The sequence below is a fragment of the Rugamonas brunnea genome (assembly GCF_014042345.1).
In the GTDB taxonomy this organism is placed as follows: domain Bacteria; phylum Pseudomonadota; class Gammaproteobacteria; order Burkholderiales; family Burkholderiaceae_D; genus Rugamonas; species Rugamonas brunnea.
In genome coordinates this window covers 273,526-287,299 of record NZ_JACEZT010000001.1, presented here as the reverse complement: position 1 = coordinate 287,299, position 13,774 = coordinate 273,526, and the positions used below count along the sequence as shown (strand labels likewise).

Below are 13,774 nucleotides of genomic sequence, written 5' to 3'. Positions count from 1 at the left end.
GTTCGCCTTCAAGCAACGAAAATGCTATCCTACAACTTGCTGGCAATTGTAGTCACTATTAACAACCGCGTAAGAGAATCAACGGAGTAATTCATGGCTGATCCAAAGATGAAATTTTTAGTCGTAGACGATTTTTCGACGATGCGCCGCATCGTCCGGAATCTGTTGAAAGAACTGGGTTATGCCAACGTCGACGAGGCTGAGGACGGCGTGATGGCGCTGGCCAAGTTGCGCGCCGAACAGTTCGACTTCGTGGTGTCGGACTGGAACATGCCGAACATGGACGGCCTGACCATGCTGCAAAACATCCGTGCCGATCCCGCGCTGGCCAAGCTGCCCGTGTTGATGGTGACTGCCGAAGCGAAGAAGGAAAACATCATTGCGGCGGCCCAGGCCGGCGCCAATGGCTACGTGGTCAAGCCGTTCACGGCCGCCACGCTGGACGAAAAGCTCAACAAGATCTTCGAGAAGCTCGGCGCGTGATGAAAAGGGGGCGCATGCCAGCGGCGCCCCGCAACGATGCGCAAGAAGCATGAAAACAGCTTGCTGAACGGGCCGCGGGTAGCCCCGACCGGCGGAACCTCACCATGCATCAAACCAATTTTCTAGTCCGTGAGCCTTTGCTCGATCCCAAGCAGCGCGTGGTCGGGTATGAGCTGACGTGGCAACAGTCGTCGCTGGAGCCGTTCACGGCGCAGGACCTGGAGGAGCTGGTCGGCTTCGTCGCCAGCCAGGTCAACGGCGACGACGGCAGCTGGCTGCTGCGCGACAAGACCCTGTTCCTGCAGGCCGTGCCGGCCATGTTGTCGACCGACGCCCTGTACAACATGCCGCCCGAGCATACGGTGCTGTCCATCCGGACCAGCGAGCTGGCCAATCCCTCCACATTGCAAGCCGTGCAGGCGCTGCGCGCCGGCGGCGTCGGCATCCTGCTGCGCGAGGCCGACCTGGCCCGCATCGGCAACCGGCTGCCCACCATTGCCTCCTACGTGGAAGTGCGCTTTTCCGGCGCCGACGTGGCCTCGCAGGCGCGTAGCTACGCGCTGCTCAAGCAATCGACGGTGCGCATGGTGGGCCGGCCCGTGACCACCTGGGCCGACTTCGACGCCTGCGCCGCGCTGGGGCTGGACGCTTTCGTCGGCAAGCTGCACCTGACGCCGCGTCCGGGCGCCGACGCCAAGGGCATGAACCCGGCCCAGACCATCATCATGCAGCTGATGCAGATGGTGAAGCAGGAAGCCGACATCCAGCAGATCGAAGCCGTGCTCAAGCGCGACGCCACGCTGTCCTACAAGCTGCTGCGCTTCATCAACTCGGCCGGTTTCGGCGCCGGGCGCGAAGTGCAGTCGCTGCGCCAGGCCCTGGCCCTGCTCGGTTACACGCCGCTGTACCGCTGGCTCACGCTGCTGCTGGCCACGGCCAGCACCAGCGGCTATTCGCCGGTGCTGCTGGAAACGGCCGTGGTGCGGGGCCGCCTGGCCGAACTGCTGGGGCAGGCCGCGCTGGGCAAGAGCGAAGCGGAAAACATCTTCGTGGCCGGCATGTTCTCGCTGCTGGACCGCCTGCTGGGCATCCCGATGCGGGAAGTGCTGGAGGCGATCCAGTTGTCGGACGATGTGGTGGCCGCGCTGCTCACGCGTGGCGGCAAATACGGACCCTACCTGGCGCTGGCCGAGGCGTGCGAACTCAATTCCGCGCTGGTGGCTTCGCTGGCCGCGTCACTGAACCTGACGCCGCTGGACGTGAACAAGGCCCACCTGTCGGCCCTGTGCTGGGCGCAGAATCTGTCGGGCTGACCGGCGCCGGCGCAAAAAAAAACCAGCCGCGTGGCTGGTTTTTTTTCGTCCGGGACCGGCCGCTGGCATGATGCCGGAACCGGTCACCGCTGGCGGGTGGCTCAGATTTCCAGGTTGTCGATCAAGCGGGTGCCGCCCAGCTTGGCCGCGGCCAGCACCACCAGCGGCGTGCCCTGGGCCAGGTCGCCGGCGCTCGGCGGTTGCAGGTCGATGCGCTTGCGGATCGAGATGTAGTCGGGCTTCCAGCCGCGCTTGGCCAGGTCTTCCATCGCCTTGTGCTCGAGCTGGAAGATGTCCAGGTGGCCGGCGCGCATTTCGTTGGCCACGAAATTGAGGCTCTGGAACAGGGCCGGTGCTTCGGCCCGCTCCGCATCCGACAGGTACATATTGCGCGAGGACAGCGCCAGGCCGTCGTCGGCGCGGTAGGTCTCGGCGGCGATGATTTCCGTCGGCAGCGCGAACTGGCGTGCCATGTTGCGCACGATCATGAGCTGCTGGTAATCCTTCTTGCCGAACACGGCCACGCGCGGCTGCACGCACGAGAACAGCTTCATCACCACCGTCGTCACGCCACCGAAGAAGCCGGGACGGAATTCGCCTTCCAGCGTGTTGCCCAGGTCGTCAGGCGGGCGGATGCGGAATTCCTGCGGTTCCGGGTACAGGTCTTTTTCCGTCGGCGCGAACAGCACGTACACGCCTTCCTTTTCCAGCTTTTCCACGTCGGCCTGGAAGGTGCGCGGGTATTTTTCGAAGTCTTCGTTGGGGCCGAACTGCAGCCGGTTGACGAAGATGGACGCCACCACGGGATCGCCGTGCTTGCGCGCCAGGCGCATCAGCGACAAGTGGCCTTCATGCAGGTTGCCCATGGTGGGCACGAACGCGGTGCGCAGCTGACCGCTCAGTTGGTCGCGCAGTTCTTCGATGGAGGAGATGATTTTCATGGCTAGGGTGCGATGGGCGTAAAAAAGAATGCGGTGGGCGGCCGTCAGGCGGGCGAATAGGCGAGGCGCACGTAGATCGGTGCGAACGGTTCGGCCTGGGTGATTTCGATCAGGGTTTCCTTGGCCAGTTCCAGCAGCGCGACGAAGTTGACCACCACCACCGGCGCGCCGCCGGCGATGTCGAACAGGTCGGCGAACTCGACGAAGCGCGCGCTTTGCAGCTTGCGCAGGATGGCCGTCATGTGTTCGCGCACGGACAGCTCCTCGCGGCTGATCTTGTGGTGCTGGGTCAGCTTGGCGCGCTTGAGCACGGCTAGCCACGCCTGTTGCAGGTCGACGGCGGCCACCTCGGGCCAGGTCGGCACCAGGCTTTGTTCGATGAAGATCTGGGTGCGCACGAAGTCGCGGCCCACCTGCGGGATCGTGTTGAGGTCGTAGGCGGCCAGCTTGATCTGTTCGTATTCGAGCAGGCGGCGCACCAGCTCGGCGCGCGGGTCGCCGGCCTCGTCCTCGTGCTCGGCTTTCTTCTGCGGCAGCAGCATGCGCGATTTGATCTCGATCAGCATGGCCGCCATCAGCAGGTACTCGGCTGCCAGTTCCAGGTTGGACAGGCGGATCTGGTCGACATACTTCAGGTATTGCAGGGTGACCTGCGCCATCGGGATGTCGAGGATGTTGAAGTTCTGCTTGCGGATCAGGTACAGCAGCAGGTCGAGCGGACCTTCGAACGCTTCCAGGAAGATTTCCAGCGCGTCCGGCGGGATGTAGAGGTCGGTCGGCAGGCGCAGCAGGGGCTCGCCGTACAGGCGTGCCAAGGCAGCGCCCTCGGCCTGGGCCGGGGCGCCGTCGGCGCCGGCAGACGCATCGGCTGCATCGGTTGCATTGGCGGCCTCGGCCAGCGGTTCAGCCACGGCGAGCGCGGCGTCCCCGGCCGGCGTCAGCGCGCCGGCGCTGGCCGTTTCCTCTGGCAACATGGTGCCCGCCTGGGGTGCTTAGACTTTGTTCTGGTAGACGTAAGCCTGTTGTTTGACGGCCGAGGCGAGCTGGCGTTGCTGCTCGTCCAGCGACAATGGGGCTTTGTCCCACAGCCGGGCGCGGCCTTCCTGCTGGCCTTGTTCGATGGCAGGGTTCTTGGCTTTCAGCGCCTTGATGAACAGGGTGTGGTCGGATTCGTACAACTGATGTTGTTTAGTGAGTTTCATAATGGCTAGTTGGGTGAGTCAGCAGCGCGTATTTTACCGCGCCCGGCGCCGGGGGCGGTAATTCTATCGCTGCTACCGGGCAAGTTTAGGCGCCTGCGCCTAGAATTTGTGGCGTATGCCCAGCGCCGTCGTGTTGCCGTCGCTGGACGTGCTCAGCTTGTCGTACACGAACACGGCATAGACGTCGGTGCGCACGGACAGGCTGTAATCGTAGCCGGCGGTGGCCGTATCGCGCCGGAATTCGGGCCGGTTCAGGCCGTCTTCGCGCGAGCGGGCCCAGGCCAGCAGGTAGCGGCCCGAGCCGGACGGCACCTGCAGGCCCAGTTGCGCGGTGCGCGTGCGGCGGCCCGTGAGGTCGGTGCGGTTGCGGTCGTAGCTGCCATACAGTTTGACGGCGCGCAAATCGTAGGCCACGCCAGCCAGCCAGGTATCCTGGCGCGGCGCGGCGCTGGTGATGCCCAGTCCGGCTTCGACGCGCTGGCCGCCGGCCACCAGCAGCAGCGGCCCGACCTCGTAGCGCAGCACGGCGGCCGCGTTGTGGCTGGCCGAGCCTGGGGTTTCGCCGGGCGCGTACTGGCCCACCAGCGTGACCCCGCCCAGCGTGGGCGAGGTGTAGTGCAGGGCGTTGCTCCAGCCCGTGTCGCCGGTGACGGCGCTGCCGTAGGGGGCGGCCCACAACTGCGTCATGAGCGGCGAGAAGCGGGTCGAGTAGGCGTAAGGATTGACGGCGGCCGAGGCCTGGAACAGGGGATTGGGCACCCGGCCCAGCTTGACGGTGCCGAAGTCGCCGCTCAGGCCCACGTAGGCCGCGCGCGAGAACAAGGGGTCGTTGGGGAAGCGGCCCGACTCGCCCGTGTCGAGCCGGACCACGCCTTCGAGCGCGAACACGGTCTTCAATCCCTGCCCCAGTTCCTCCTTGCCGCCGATGCCGTAGTAGGACGTGGTCATCCCGCCGTTGTTGATGACCCGCGATGCCAGGCCGCCGCTGGTATTGGCGCTGCCGGCGAATACGTCGAGGATGCCGTAGACCCGGACGCCCGTTTGCTGCGCCATGCCCGCTATGGGCAGGCAGAGCAATAACGCGGCCGCCAGGGCGGACAGGGTGGGGCGCATGGCAGTTCCTTTCAGTCCGGCTGGCGGTGGCGGCGGCTGCGCGCAGGGGCGGCGCGCCGCTGACAGTTGCAATGTTATAAAAGGTTGAACTTTATTTTACCTTTAATTGATGGGCTGGACGACGATGGCGCCGTCATTGTGGCGGCGCCGGTACAGCCCATTTTCGGAGCCATCGCGGCGCGATCGGGCGGGATCGGTTATGCTCAGGGGCAAAAGCTTGCATGTTTGATCTTATTGGAAACGCCGCATGACCCACCGCCTCACGCCCCGGACCGCCTTGTTGTTGACCATTCCGCCCCTGCTTTGGGCCGGCAACGCCATCGTCGGGCGCATGGTGCACGAGATGGTGCCGCCGATACTGCTCAATTTCCTGCGCTGGCTGATCGCGTTCGTGATCCTGTTGCCGCTGGCCGGCCCCATCTTCCGCCGGGGCAGCAGCCTGTGGCCGCACTGGCGCCGCTTCGCCGTGCTCGGCCTGCTGGGCATCGGCATGTACAACGCGCTGCAATACCTGGCGCTGCAAACCTCCACCCCCATCAACGTGACGCTGGTGGCCTCGGGCATGCCGGTGTGGATGATGCTGACGGGCTGGCTGTGGTTCGGCGCGCAGGTCACGCGGCGCCAGATGGCGGGGGCGGTGCTGTCGATCGCCGGCGTGTTGCTGGTGCTGGCCCGTGGCGAATGGCAGCACCTGCTGGCGCTGCGGCTGGTGGCGGGCGATTTGTTCATGATCCTGGCCAGCATCGCCTGGTCGCTGTATAGCTGGCTGCTCACGCGCGCGCACGAGCCGGCCGACCTGCGCGCCAACTGGGCCAGCTTCCTGCTGGCGCAAGTGGCGTTCGGCGCCGTCTGGTCAGGTGCGTTCGCGGGCGGCGAATGGGCGCTGGGCGCCGCGCCCGTGCAATGGAGCTGGACGCTGGCGGCGGCCTTGCTGTACGTGGCCGTGTGTCCGGCCGTGATCGCGTTCCGCTGCTGGGGCGAGGGCGTGCGCGAGGCGGGGCCGGCCATCGGCGCGTTCTTCGTCAACCTCACGCCGCTGTTCGCGGCGCTGATGTCGTCCGCCTTCCTCGGCGAGGCGCCGCATGGCTACCACGTGGCCGCGTTCGCGCTGATCGTGGGGGGCATCGTCGTCTCGTCACGCCGCTAGGGCGTCAGCGGAAACGCTGCGGGATCGCTTCCTCGAACGGGTAGAACTGGAAATACGGTTTGGCTTCTTCCAGCACCCGCTGCACCGAGGGCCGGCCCATCAGGCGTGTGAAATAGGCGTGCAGGTGGATGTGGCCGGCCGGTATCGGCACCAGCGTGCTGGCATAGAACAGGGCCGGCGCCGCCGCGCAATCGGCCATGCTGAAGCCCGTGCCGGCGACCCAGTTGCGCTCGCCCAGTTGCTGTTCGAGCATGCCGTAGGCCGTGCCCAGCATGGCCCGTTGCGGCGCCATGTCGGCCTGGGTGTGGTACAGGCGGTCGGCCACGATGCGCTGCATGGGGTCTTGCACGTAGCCGTCGAAGAAGCGTTCCCACAGCCGCACGTCCAGCGCCTCGTTCCAGTCGGCGGGGATCAGGGGCCGGTGGCCGGGGTAGTGGTGGTCCAGGTATTCGATGATGACGGTGGATTCGGGCACATCGCGCTCGCGCGCATCGTCGCGCAGCACGGGGAAGCGGGTCGGTGGCCAGACGGCCGCCAGCGCCGCGCGGTCGTCCGCCTTGCCCAGGTCGATCAGGCGCTTCTCGAACGGCGTGCCGTTCTCGTACAGCGCGATCAATACCTTGTGACAGTACGATGCCAGCGGGTGGTAGTACAGCGTCAGGGACATGTTGTTCTCCTCAACGGACGGGCGCTTGCCACCTGTCCAATCTAGCGCAATTTGCCCGCCTGCGTCGCACGCGGCCGCGACGATAGAAAATCGGTATTGCCAGCTCAGCCATTTACAGTAACATAGGGTTGTTCATATGTCGCAAGATTGACATGGCGACATATCGTTCACTTTCCGCGCAGCGCTTTTTGGGGAGAATATGATGGGATTGCTGGATCAGCTGGTGGGGCAGGTCGCTGCGGCGGCCGGCGGACAAAGCCAGGATGGGGCGCCGCAGGGGACCCTGATCGCGGGCGTGATGACCATGATCGATAACGCGGGCGGCGTGCCGGCGTTGCTGGCGCAACTTCAAGCGAGCGGTTTGGGCGAGCATGTGGCGTCGTGGATAGGCACCGGCACCAACCTGCCTGTCTCCGCCGGCCAGTTGGCCGAGGCCCTGGGCGCCGGCCAGTTGGCGCAGGTGGCCCAGCAGGCGGGGGTGGAGCCGGAGCATGCGGCCAGCGGCCTGGCGCAATTGCTGCCGCAACTGATCGATCAACTGAGCCCCGGTGGCCAGTTGCATGAGGGGGATTTGTTGTCCCAGGGCTTGCGGCTGCTGGCAGGCAAATGGTTGGGATGACAGCGTGGTTGGAATGACCACGTGGTTGGAATGACCGCGCGGCGCCGTCGGCGCCGCGTGGCGGGTGCAGTGTGAACTTTGGTTTAACTTTAAAAAAGGGAAGATTCCATGAAAAAGATGATCGCCGTAGCTACCGCATGTATCGCCACCCTGGTGTCGGCCGCCGCCTTCGCCGCCGCGCCTGAGGCCGTCTCCGCGCCCAAGACGGCCCAGCAAACCAGGATGACCACCTGCAATGCCGATGCCGCCGGCAAGAAAGGCGATGAGCGCAAGGCCTTCATGAAGGAATGCCTGAGCAACAAGCCTGCCGCCGCCGCGCCGATGACCCAGCAGGAGAAGATGAAGTCCTGCAACGCCGACGCGGCCGGCAAGAAGGGCGACGAGCGCAAGGCCTTCATGAAGAGCTGCCTGAGCAGCGGTAAATAAGCGGGAGGCGGGAAGCGGGCGCGGCCGGCGCGCCCGGCCGTCATTGCCGCAATTGGCCGAGCAAATCCTTCAGCACGCCTTGAGACAGCCCGGCCAGTTCGTGCGAACGGCGCTCGATCTCGTGGGCGATATCGGCCATCAGCCAATCCATCTCGTCGAGCAGGCCGCATAGCTCTACCTGCATGGTGGTATCTTCCTGGGCCACTTCCAGCAGGGCGCTCATATTGTCGGGGTCGAATCCCGCCTGTAGCACCAGCGAGCGCAAGTTGGCCATGCGCTCGGCCAGAAAGGTCAGCGCGCCTTCCACCGGGGCCGCCAGCGGCTTGCGCAGGTGCTGCCACGCCTGCAACAGGGCGGCCAGATGGTTGGCCTGCGCGGCGGCGGCCTCCTCATTGGGTGGGGCCCGAAAGTCGGCCGGGCCGACATGCAACAGGTCGCGCAAGGTGTCTGTCAGGGTCGAATCGAAGCGGCGCTGGTTGATCCTGAACAGGATGTCGACCCGCGGCAAGGGGAAACGCTTGATGACCGCCTGGGCGACGTCGGCGATCGCCACCAACCGTCCCAGGCGGCTGATCTTGTCGCCGGCCAGGCCATACGGGTAGCCGCTGCCATCGAGCCGCTCATGGTGTTGCAGGATGGCCTGCGCCGTCGGCGCCGTGAAGCCCTCCATATTACGCAGCAGCACATAACCGGTGATCGGGTGGACATGGACGAAGCGCCGCTCGTCGGTCGTGATGGCGTGCTCGGGATTGAGCAGGCCGGGATCGGTGTGCATTTCACCCACGTCATGAAACAGTGCCGCCAGCAAGGCCCCGTTGCACTCGTCTTCGGCCAGGTTGCGCCGATGGGCGATGGCGAACGCGATCATGGCGGCGCGCAGGCCGTGCTGGTAGATTTCGGGCCGTTGCTCGCGCATGACCGTCAGGCGGAACTGCGCGGGCGCCGGCAGCTTCAGGTTGTTCAGGCTGTATTTGAGGCGCCCGGGGTCGCCGGTGCGCGACAGGATGCGGCGGTAGACTTCGTCGCGCTCGATGACGCGGTCCGCCTCCAGCGCCAGTTCGTGCGGGTCGACCGCGTGTTCGGCGGTGAGCATGCCGTCGATCGGGGCCGCCAGCCGGTGGCAGGTCAGGCGTTCGAATTGCCGGCTGTCGACGCGCGCGCCCTTGGCCACCAACAGCATGCCGTTGCTGGCGAAGATGTCCGCCGTGGTGACGACCTGCCTGGCGTCGCCCATCGCCGTGGCATCGCGTATGTAGTGTGGACTTTCACCCGGCAATTCCTCGCCGCTCACCGTGGCCATTTCCTGCGCCATGTTCCCCCTCCGACTGTGGTAGCGTCCCGCCCGCGCCAAGCCGGCGCTGCCTGGCCGTCGTGTGGGCGTTGTGTGGACGTGTCTTGGGCAATATACCGCGCCGGTGAACGACCAGCGGCGCCAGTGGTGGCGCCGGGCATACGTCAGATCATCTCTGCGTGAAAAAACGTGGGATGGAAGGGGGTGTTCAGCGCCGCAGCAGGCGGCGCATCACCACCGGGGCGGGTTCGAGCGGATTGGCGTGCGAGTATTCGAGTTCTTCGGCCAGCTCGAATTCGAAGGCGGTGTAGAAGTCGATCAGCTTGGGCTGGTCGCTGCGCACGGCCAACCGCACTTCTTCGATGCCGGCCGCCAGCGCGTGGTGGATCACGGCTTCCAGCAGATGCTGCGACAGGTGCTGGCCGCGGTGGCCGGGCAGCACGCCCATGCGCGCCACTTCCCACACGTCCGGTTCCGCGTCCAGCGGCAGCCAGCGCACGGAGCCGACCGGCGCATCATCGACCAGTAAAATAAAACCGCCGCCGTCGCGCAGGTGCTGCGCAACGAGGACGGCGGTTTCGCGGTGGCCGCTGGAGGTGACGCTGACCTTGCCGGCCCACGCGGCGCGCGTGAGCTCGGCGATCAGTTTTGCATCGTCTGCCGTCGCCTCGCGCACCAGGATGTTCATGCGGCTGCCTAGCTCTTGTGGGTTAGCTGATGCGCATGCCCGGGGTGGCGCCCGGCCATGGGTTGAGGATGTAGATGCCGGGGTTGGCTTTCTCATCGACCGCCGAGGCGGCCATCACCATGCCTTCGGAGACGCCGAACTTCATCTTGCGCGGCGCCAGGTTGGCCACCAGCACGGTCAGCTTGCCGATCAGGTCTTCCGGCTGGTACATCGACTTGATGCCGGAGAAGACGTTGCGCATGCGGCCTTCGCCCGCGTCCAGCGTCAGGCGCAGCAGCTTGTCCGAGCCTTCCACGTGTTCGCAATTGACGATCTTGGCGATGCGCAGGTCGACCTTGAAGAAGTCGTCGACCGAGATTTCCGGCGCGATCACTTCGATGCCGGTCTCGGTGACGGCGACGGCCGGCGCGGCCTTGGCCTTGGCGGCCTTCTCCGGTTTGGCGGCGGGCGCGGCGGCCGCCTGTTGCGCCGGCGCGTCGAACAGGTCGTCGATCATCTTCGGCTCGACGCGCTTCATCAGGTGGTCGTAGGCGCCGATGGTACGGCCCAGCATGGTGTTCCAGACGGCGCCGGTCGACACTTCCGTGTCGGCCCACACCAGCTCCGCATCGTTGAGGAACTTGCGGACGTTGGCGGCCACGCCCGGCAGCACCGGCGACAGCATGATGGTCAGCTGGCGGAACAGGATCAGGGCGGTGGTGCAGACGTCGTGCAGCTCGGCCAGTTTGGCTTCATCCTTGGCCAGCACCCATGGCTTGTTATCGTCCACGTACTGGTTGGTGATGTCGGCCACTTCCATGATCTCGCGCAGGGCCTTGCCGAACTCGCGCGCCTCGAAGTGGGCGGCGATGCTGGCCTGGCGCTCGGCGCCGGCCTCGGTGACCAGGGCGCGCTTGATCCACGCCTGCGCGTTGTCGGACAACGACGACGCCAGCTTGCCGTCGAACTTCTTGGTGATGAAGCCGGCGCAGCGCGAGGCGATGTTGACGAATTTGCCGATCAGGTCCGAGTTCACGCGGGCCACGAAGTCCTCACCCGTGAAGTCCAGGTCTTCCACTTTCGAATTGAGCTTGAAGGCGATGTAGTAGCGCAGCCATTCCGGATTCATGCCCAGGTTCAGGTAGCGCAGCGGCGAGATGCCGGTGCCGCGCGACTTCGACATCTTCTCGTTGTTGACCGTCAGGTGGCCGTGCACGTTCACCTTCAGCTTGTCGATCACGGGGTGGTCGGCGAACTTCAGCATGGCGGGCCAGAACAGCAGGTGGAAGGAGACAATGTCCTTGCCGATGAAGTGGATCTGTTCCGTGGCCGGGTCGTTGAGCAGGGCGTTGAAGTCCATGCCCTTTTTCTCGCAGTAGTTCTTCAGGCTGGCCAGGTAACCCACGGGCGCGTCCAGCCACACGTAGAAGAACTTGCCCGGTGCGTCCGGAATCGGGATGCCGAAGTAGGGCGCGTCGCGCGAGATGTCCCAGTCGGCCAGTTTTTCGCCGGCCTCGCCCAGCCACTCGCTGACCTTGTTGACCATCTCAGGCTGCAGGCGGCCCGGCGTGTTGAGCCAGTCGCGCAGGAACTGGAAGCAGCGCGGGTCGGACAGCTTGAAGAAGTATTGTTCGGAAGGCTTGAGGATGGGCGTGGAACCGGTGAACACGGAGAACGGGTTCACCAGTTCGGTCGGCTGGTAGGCCGCGCCGCACACCTCGCAGTTGTCGCCGTACTGGTCCTTTGCGCCGCACTTGGGGCACTCGCCCTTGATGTTGCGGTCGGCCAGGAACATGCCTTTGACGGGGTCGAAGAAGCGGTCCACCACCTTGGTCGCGATCAGGCCCGTGTCGCGCAGCTTGCGGTAGATGCCCTGCGATAGTTCCACGTTTTCCGGCGAATCGGTCGAGTACCAGTTGTCGAAGGCGATGTGGAAGCCGTCCAGGTACTGGGCGCGGCCGGCCGCGATCTTGGCCACGAATTCCTGTGGCGTGATGCCTTCCTTCTCGGCCGCGATCATGATCGGCGTGCCGTGGGTGTCGTCGGCGCCGACAAAGTGCACCTCGCGCAGGCCGTTGCCGTCGCGCTGCATTCGCTGGAAGCGCACCCAGATGTCGGCCTGGATGTACTCCATCATGTGACCGATGTGGAAGGCGGCGTTGGCATAAGGCAGGGCAGTGGTGACGAACAGCTTGCGGGTCATGGTTGATGCACTTTGTGGGTGGATAAAAGAAGCATTTTAACAGCGGATGTGCGGAATGCGCACTTTCGGGGCAGGGGCAATCCTGTAATTTTGGCTATTTTGCGCTAGACTGCTGCATCACTTACGGAGATTTTCATGAGCATCACTGCAGAAGACGTCAAAGCGGCATTGTCAAAAGTGCTTGACCCGAATACAACGAAGGACTTCGTCAGCGGCAAGGCCGTGAAGAACATCAAGGTCGACGGCGGCGCCGTGTCGGTCGATATCGAACTCGGCTATCCGGCCAAATCCCAGTTCGACGCGATCCGCGCCAGCGTGGCCGAGGCGCTGCGGGCGCTGCCCGGCGCCGGCACTGTGACCGTCAACGTGCAATCGAAGATCATCTCGCACACGGTGCAGCGCGGCCTGAAGCTGCTGCCCAACGTGAAGAACATCATCGCCGTCGCCTCGGGCAAGGGCGGGGTGGGTAAATCGACCACCGCCGTCAACCTGGCGCTGGCGCTGGCGGCCGAGGGCGCGTCGGTTGGCGTGCTGGACGCCGATATCTACGGCCCGTCGCAGCCGATGATGCTGGGCGTGAACGGCCGGCCCGAGACGCGCGACGGCAAGACCATGGAGCCGCTGGAGAACTACGGCCTGCAGGTGTCGTCGATCGGCTTCATGATCGATCCGGATGAACCGATGGTGTGGCGCGGCCCGATGGTCACGCAGGCCTTGCAGCAGCTGCTGGAGCAGACCAACTGGCGCGACCTCGATTACCTGATCGTCGATATGCCGCCAGGCACGGGCGACATCCAGCTCACGCTGTCGCAGAAGGTGCCGGTGACGGGCGCCGTGATCGTCACCACGCCGCAGGACATCGCGCTGCTGGACGCGCGCAAGGGCTTGCGCATGTTCGAGAAGGTGGGCATCCCCATCCTCGGCATCGTGGAGAACATGAGCACCCATATCTGCTCCAACTGCGGCCACGCGGAAGAGATTTTCGGCTCCGGCGGCGGCGCCAAGATGTGCAAGGATTTCGGCGTCGAGTTCCTCGGCGCCTTGCCGCTGACGATGGCGATCCGCGAGCAGACCGACTCCGGCAAGCCGACCGTGGTGGCCGAGCCCGATGGCCCGGTGGCGGCCATCTACAAGGATATCGCCCGCAAGATCGCGGTGCAGGTGTCCGAGAAGGCCAAGGACATGACCAGCAAGTTCCCCAGCATCGTGATCAAGAACGATTGATGCTGCCGTTGTTTGACCCCGTGGTTTAACCTGGAGATGCCCGCAATGAAAATCGCAGCAAGCATGATGAGCCGCATGGCGGCTGCCGTGGTCCTGATGGCCGGCGTGGCGGCTGGCGCCCAAGCCGAAGCGCAATCGGTCAAGATTGTCGAGCCGGCCGATGGCGCGACGGTCAGCAGCCCGTTCAAGGTCAAGTTCGGCGTCGATGGCATGGAGGTGAAACCGGCTGGCGACATGAGCGCCAACACGGGCCACCACCACCTGCTGATCAACGCGGACGCCATCAAGGCCGGCGAGTCGGTGCCGTTCGATGACACCCATCTGCACTTCGGCAAGGGTCAGACGGAAACGGAAGTGAAACTGCCGCCCGGCAGCTACACGCTCACGCTGCAATTCGCCAACGGCGCGCACCAGTCGTACGGGCCGGCGCTGAGCAACAGCATCAAAGTGACGGTCAAGTAATCGTCGTTGGCGCGCC

15 protein-coding genes are annotated in these 13,774 nt (G+C 65.0%); 7 read left to right on the top strand and 8 right to left on the bottom strand.

Going from position 1 to position 13,774, the window contains the following annotated elements:
• Positions 1 to 93: 93 nt before the first annotated feature.
• The gene (gene cheY, locus H3H37_RS01330) at positions 94 to 483 is read left to right on the top strand and encodes a chemotaxis response regulator CheY (RefSeq protein ID WP_028104141.1); all 390 of its coding nucleotides are present in this window, start codon (positions 94 to 96) and stop codon (positions 481 to 483) included.
• Between the two features lie 104 nt (positions 484 to 587).
• Positions 588 to 1,796: an EAL and HDOD domain-containing protein gene (locus H3H37_RS01325; RefSeq protein ID WP_182159284.1), complete on the top strand. Its 1,209-nt coding sequence runs from the start codon at positions 588 to 590 to the stop codon at positions 1,794 to 1,796.
• Between the two features lie 101 nt (positions 1,797 to 1,897).
• On the opposite strand, the gene panC is transcribed toward H3H37_RS01325, so the two are convergent.
• The 4 genes from panC to H3H37_RS01305 form a co-directional block, all read right to left on the bottom strand.
• The gene (gene panC, locus H3H37_RS01320) at positions 1,898 to 2,737 is read right to left on the bottom strand and encodes a pantoate--beta-alanine ligase (RefSeq protein ID WP_182159281.1); all 840 of its coding nucleotides are present in this window, start codon (positions 2,735 to 2,737) and stop codon (positions 1,898 to 1,900) included.
• A 44-nt stretch (positions 2,738 to 2,781) separates the two neighbouring features.
• Complete coding sequence (locus tag H3H37_RS01315; protein WP_182159278.1) at positions 2,782 to 3,711, bottom strand: segregation and condensation protein A; 930 nt, start codon at positions 3,709 to 3,711, stop codon at positions 2,782 to 2,784.
• Positions 3,712 to 3,729: 18 nt separating this feature from the next.
• Positions 3,730 to 3,939: a DUF3460 family protein gene (locus tag H3H37_RS01310; protein ID WP_182159275.1), complete on the bottom strand. Its 210-nt coding sequence runs from the start codon at positions 3,937 to 3,939 to the stop codon at positions 3,730 to 3,732.
• 99 nt (positions 3,940 to 4,038) lie between these two features.
• Positions 4,039 to 5,052, bottom strand: a complete 1,014-nt coding sequence (locus H3H37_RS01305) for a porin (protein WP_182159272.1) — start codon at positions 5,050 to 5,052, stop codon at positions 4,039 to 4,041.
• A 247-nt stretch (positions 5,053 to 5,299) separates the two neighbouring features.
• Between H3H37_RS01305 and H3H37_RS01300 the strand changes: the two genes are divergently transcribed.
• A complete protein-coding gene (locus H3H37_RS01300) occupies positions 5,300 to 6,199 on the top strand; it encodes a DMT family transporter (RefSeq protein ID WP_182159269.1) in 900 nt (299 codons plus the stop codon).
• Between the two features lie 4 nt (positions 6,200 to 6,203).
• Here the strand turns inward: H3H37_RS01300 and H3H37_RS01295 are convergent, their stop codons facing one another.
• Entirely contained in the window at positions 6,204 to 6,866 is a 663-nt protein-coding gene (locus tag H3H37_RS01295; RefSeq protein ID WP_182159266.1) for a glutathione S-transferase family protein, read from the bottom strand.
• A 199-nt stretch (positions 6,867 to 7,065) separates the two neighbouring features.
• Between H3H37_RS01295 and H3H37_RS01290 the strand changes: the two genes are divergently transcribed.
• Both H3H37_RS01290 and H3H37_RS01285 read left to right on the top strand, forming a co-directional pair.
• Positions 7,066 to 7,485, top strand: a complete 420-nt coding sequence (locus tag H3H37_RS01290) for a YidB family protein (RefSeq protein WP_229218592.1) — start codon at positions 7,066 to 7,068, stop codon at positions 7,483 to 7,485.
• Between the two features lie 108 nt (positions 7,486 to 7,593).
• The gene (locus H3H37_RS01285) at positions 7,594 to 7,911 is read left to right on the top strand and encodes a PsiF family protein (protein ID WP_182159263.1); all 318 of its coding nucleotides are present in this window, start codon (positions 7,594 to 7,596) and stop codon (positions 7,909 to 7,911) included.
• A gap of 40 nt (positions 7,912 to 7,951) precedes the next feature.
• Here the strand turns inward: H3H37_RS01285 and H3H37_RS01280 are convergent, their stop codons facing one another.
• The 3 genes from H3H37_RS01280 to metG all read right to left on the bottom strand — a co-directional run bounded on the left by H3H37_RS01280 (position 7,952) and on the right by metG (position 12,072).
• Positions 7,952 to 9,223, bottom strand: coding sequence for an HD-GYP domain-containing protein (locus H3H37_RS01280; RefSeq protein ID WP_182159260.1), 1,272 nt, complete (start codon positions 9,221 to 9,223; stop codon positions 7,952 to 7,954).
• 187 nt (positions 9,224 to 9,410) lie between these two features.
• A complete protein-coding gene (locus H3H37_RS01275) occupies positions 9,411 to 9,890 on the bottom strand; it encodes a GNAT family N-acetyltransferase (RefSeq protein ID WP_182159257.1) in 480 nt (159 codons plus the stop codon).
• Positions 9,891 to 9,912: 22 nt separating this feature from the next.
• A complete protein-coding gene (gene metG, locus H3H37_RS01270; protein ID WP_182159254.1) occupies positions 9,913 to 12,072 on the bottom strand; it encodes a methionine--tRNA ligase in 2,160 nt (719 codons plus the stop codon).
• A 135-nt stretch (positions 12,073 to 12,207) separates the two neighbouring features.
• On the opposite strand from metG, the gene apbC reads away from it, so the two are divergent.
• Positions 12,208 to 13,296, top strand: a complete 1,089-nt coding sequence (gene apbC / locus H3H37_RS01265; protein ID WP_182159251.1) for an iron-sulfur cluster carrier protein ApbC — start codon at positions 12,208 to 12,210, stop codon at positions 13,294 to 13,296.
• A 63-nt stretch (positions 13,297 to 13,359) separates the two neighbouring features.
• Positions 13,360 to 13,758, top strand: coding sequence for a DUF4399 domain-containing protein (locus tag H3H37_RS01260; RefSeq protein ID WP_182160270.1), 399 nt, complete (start codon positions 13,360 to 13,362; stop codon positions 13,756 to 13,758).
• The last annotated feature ends 16 nt before the right edge of the window (positions 13,759 to 13,774 follow it).